Annotated in this window: 5 protein-coding genes; 2 read left to right on the forward strand and 3 right to left on the reverse strand. The window is 64.1% G+C overall.

The genetic code is table 11. The features are described from left to right. Positions 1 to 300, forward strand: a 300-nt coding sequence (locus ACYVDE_RS15895) for a carboxypeptidase-like regulatory domain-containing protein (RefSeq protein ID WP_460502527.1), incomplete at its 5' end; no start/stop codon positions are given. A 118-nt stretch (positions 301 to 418) separates the two neighbouring features. Here ACYVDE_RS15895 and ACYVDE_RS15900 read toward each other — a convergent pair. The 3 genes from ACYVDE_RS15900 to ACYVDE_RS15910 form a co-directional block, all read right to left on the reverse strand. After that, positions 419 to 1900 (reverse strand): APC family permease, encoded by a 1482-nt coding sequence (locus ACYVDE_RS15900; RefSeq protein WP_460502528.1) that lies wholly within the window; start codon positions 1898 to 1900, stop codon positions 419 to 421. Between the two features lie 81 nt (positions 1901 to 1981). Then, positions 1982 to 2488, reverse strand: coding sequence for a hypothetical protein (locus ACYVDE_RS15905; RefSeq protein ID WP_460502529.1), 507 nt, complete (start codon positions 2486 to 2488; stop codon positions 1982 to 1984). A 214-nt stretch (positions 2489 to 2702) separates the two neighbouring features. Then, positions 2703 to 3275: a hypothetical protein gene (locus ACYVDE_RS15910; protein WP_460502530.1), complete on the reverse strand. Its 573-nt coding sequence runs from the start codon at positions 3273 to 3275 to the stop codon at positions 2703 to 2705. Positions 3276 to 3365: 90 nt separating this feature from the next. On the opposite strand from ACYVDE_RS15910, the gene ACYVDE_RS15915 reads away from it, so the two are divergent. Then, positions 3366 to 4230, forward strand: an 865-nt coding sequence (locus ACYVDE_RS15915; protein ID WP_460502531.1) for a hypothetical protein, incomplete at its 3' end; no start/stop codon positions are given.

The following is a 4230-nucleotide window of genomic DNA, read 5'->3' on the forward strand; positions in this document are numbered from 1 at the left end:
GCCCCCGCGCCCGCACCGGCCGCCGAACCGGCTGCCCCAGCCACGACCACGCTCGCCGGCAAGATTGAAGACGAAAACGGCCGCCCGCTCGCCGGTGCCACCATCTTCCTGAAAGGCAGCAACAAAATTGCCAGCACCGACGCCAGCGGCAACTATTCAATTGAAGTGCCCGCTACCGGCGACAACGTGCTCACCTATGGCTACGGCGGCTACGACGACGAGGTGATTACCGCCCGCGGCAACAAAGCCGTGAACGTGACGCTGACGCCCCACGCCAAAACCGGCCGCAAGCGCCGGTAAAGGGGGGATACGGAATAGGGCTCTTGCCCATCCGACCTTCTTTATTGTCACTGCTCAACAAAAAAAGGGAAACGGCCAGTCGGCCGTTTCCCTTTTTTTATTCGAGAATCCTTATTCCCTATCCCTTATCCCCCGCAGTGCCCATGCGCTTGCCGAACAGGAAGTATACCGGCAGGCCCAGCGCCACCAGGCCCAGGCCGCGACGCGAGAACTCGGCCGTATCGGGCGCTACCAGCAGGATGATGCAGAAGGCGCTGGCCAGCAGCACGTAGAGGCCCGGCAGCACCGGGTAGCCCCAGGCGCGGTAGGGGCGCGGCGCGTCGGGCCGGGTGCGGCGTAGCACGAAAATACCGATGATGGTGACGACGTAGAACAGAATCACGGCAAACATCACGTAATCAAGCAGCTGGCCGTAGCTGCCGCTGAGGCAGAGCAGGCAGGCCCACAGGCACTGGGCCCACAGGGCGCGGCCGGGCACGCCGGCCCCGTTCAGGCGGGCCAGGCTGGGGAAGAACAGGCCGTCTTTGGCCATGGCAAAGTAGGCGCGCGCCCCGCTGAGGATGATGCCGTTGTTGGCGCCGAAGGTGCTGAGCATGATGAGTACGGCCATCACGTAAGCGCCGGCTTTGCCGAGCATCGATTCGGCGACGGCGGTGGCCACGCGGTCGTCGGTGGCGTACTGAATGCCGCGGCCGGCCAGGGTGGTGGCTTCGGGCGAGCCGTGCAGGGGCAGCACCAGCAGGTACACGATGTTGATGAGGATGTAGAGGGCCGTGACAATGGCCGTGCCGATGGCCATGCTGCGCACCAGGGTGCGCTCGGGGTTCTGAATTTCTTCGCCCGCAAAGCCGATGTTGTTCCACGAATCGGACGAGAACAAAGAGCCCGACATGGCCATGCCGATAGCAATGAGCAGCGCGCCGCCGCTGATGGGCACGGGCGCGGCGCTCACGCCCGGCGCGGGGTAGCGGGTGGCATTCCAGAGGTCGTGGAAGTTGGCGGCAATGGCTTCGTGGTTGATGCCCAGCGCCACGCCGAAAATGATGAGCAGCGCCAGCGCGATGAGCTTGGTGCTGCCTAGCACGTTCTGGATGAGCTTGCCGGTGCGCACGCCCTGCGCATTCAGGCCCGTGATGCCGATGATGAGCGCAATTGCCAGCAGCTGCACGCTGCTGAACTCGAAGCCGCCGGCCTGAAACAGCACGTTTTTCACGCTAAACCAGGGCAGCAGCACGCCGGTGAATTTGGCGAAGGCCACGGCCACGGCCGCGATAACGCCGGTCTGGATGACGAGAAATAGCGTCCAGCCGTACAGGAAAGCCGTCAGGCGGCCGAAGGCTTCGCGCAGATACACATACTGCCCGCCCACCTTGGGGAACATGCTGGCCAGTTCGCCGTAGCTGATGGCCCCGGCCATGGTGATGAAGCCGGTGAGCAGCCACACTACCAGCAGCCAGCCGGCGCTGCCCACCTGCCGGGCAATATTGCCCGACACGATGAAAATGCCCGAGCCAATCATGCTGCCGGTCACGAGCATAATGGCGTCGAAAAGATTGATAGCGCGCTTAAAATGCGGCTGGTCGGGTTGGGGTTCGGTCATAGAAACAAGGAAATTTTTGCCAAAGAAACGGAAAAGGCCCGCCGCAAGCGGCAGGCCTCACAAAAAGCGGCGCATTTGGCGTTAAAACTCGCTACGGTCATACCAGCTGCGCATGCGCCAGGGGTCGGTGCGGTGCTTGCGCACGAGTACCAGCCGGGCCGTACCGGCACCCGAAAACCGCTCGTTGTCGCGCTGCTCGATGGTGAGCAGGAAGGAGCGCTCGACGGTGGCTAGTGTGTCGGAAGTCAGCGTGTCGGAGCTAGGCAGGTACTGCGTCCACTGCAAATTGGCCGAGCGGGCAGCCTTGAAGAGGCGGTAGGTGGTGTTGGCATCCACGTCGCGCGTCCAGGAGCGGTCGAGGTTGGCGGCGAAGTCGCGGTAGGTGAACACGAAGCGCGGGTGCAACAGCTGGCCATAGAGCGTGGAGTCGCGCAGTTGGTAGGCGGCCCGGAAGCGGTCAAAGAAGCCGCGCACGTAGATGGGGTTGCCCAGTAGCTCGTTCTGGTCGGCGGGCACCTCGTCGAGGGCCGGCGCGAAAGGGTTGCAGGCCGGCACCGCCAGCAGCAGGCCAATGGCGGCCAGCAGCAAGGTTGGGAATGAGGGGCGCGGTAACGGCTTCATATAGAAAGCGCAATATACACGGTTTGGCAGAGGTTTAAGCTGGATTAGGAGTTAAAAAGAACTTAAAAAGAACGTCATGCTGAGCTTGTCGAAGCATCGCTACCGTGATAGTAAATAGATACTTACGCGGTAGCGATGCTTCGACAAGCTCAGCATGACGTTTTTCAATTCGTTATTCTACTCAATGCGAGCTGAAATACTTCTTCAAATCCGTCCAGCACAGGGCGGGGGAGGTGCGCTGGTCGCGCCAGGCCACGATGCGCCACTCGTTGTTGCGGCGGCGCAGCAGCAGACGCAGGTTGCCCTGCAGCAGGCCGGCGTGAAAGGCCGTGTCGGACTGCGTGATTTTCAGCTGATACAGCGCCGACACCTCGGCCGAGTCGGTGGTGTAGAACTGGTCGCGCCGGCCGCTGAGGGTGAGCGTGTTGGTGGTGTTGGCGGCCGTGCGGCGGCGCAGGCTGCCGAAGTAGGTGGTTTCGTCGGGCACGCTCCAGTTGGCAAACAGGGCGGGCGTGGAGCCGGCGCTGGTGGGGTCGGGCACGAAGCGGTAGTCGGGCCCGCTGAAGGTGCGCTCGTAGTTGGCCACGTTCACGCGTTGCACGGTGGTGGTGAAGTTGGCCAGCAGAATATCAATCTGGGTCGGCTGAATCCACTCGCTGGCGGCGGCGGCCGGCTCGGGCTCGTGCAGCTTGCCGCAGCCGGCCAGGGCCAGCAGCAGGAGCAGGGCGAGGAGTTTTCGATATTGCGAAGCCACGTGGCAAGATACGCCGCGCCGGCCGCAGCGGCCGGGCTCCGCGCGCGGGTTCGTACTTTCGCCGCCCGACTCCACCGCTCCATCCTTCGCATGTCCCGAAAGCTTCTGGCGTTACTCACCGCGCTGCTGCTGCTCCTGAGCCTGGCCACGTACGTGTACTACCGGCGCACGCTGGCCGCCGTACCCGTCGACCCCTACGCGCTGGTGCCCGACGATGCCGTGTTCGTGCTCTCGACCCACGACCACCCCGCCCTGGTGCGCCACCTGCAGGAAACCGAGCTCTGGGACAACCTCACGGCCGTGCGCTACTTCCAGCAGGCGGCCGGCCACCTGGCCCTGGCCGATAGCCTGGCCGGTGGCAATGCCCGCCGCCGCAATGCGCTGCTTAATCTGCTGGGGAAAAAGCTGGTCATCACCTCGGTGCACGTAACCGGTCCGGGTGAGTTCGACGTGCTCTACCAGGTGCCGCTGAGCCGCGTAACCGAGTACCGGCAAGTGCGCGGCCTGCTCGAAACCCTGGGCCGCGACCCGCGCTACCGCCTCAGCACCCGCGACTACGAAGACCAGGAGCTGACCGTCCTCACCGAGCAGCGCACCGAGCACAGTCTCACCGTGCTCAATTACCGTAACCATCTGGTATTAAGTACTAACGAGGGCCTGGTTGAGGGCGTGGTGCGCCGTCTGGCCCACCCCGAAGCGCCCACAGTGCAGGCCGCTTTCCCATCAACCGACCTGCTGCGCGTGCCCGGCACCGACGCTACGCTGCTGGTGAACTACCGCCGCCTGCCGCAGTTCTTCGACGTGCTGTTTCGGCCCGAGGCCCACGGCACGTTCGACCAACTGGCCGGGCTGGTGTCGCAGGGCCTGCTCAGCATGAAGCTGGCCGGCAGCCGGGCGCAGCTCCAGGGGTTTTCCAATCCTGAAACCGCCGCCGGCACGCTGCAGGCCCGCCTGC

The organism is Hymenobacter agri (assembly GCF_054778495.1).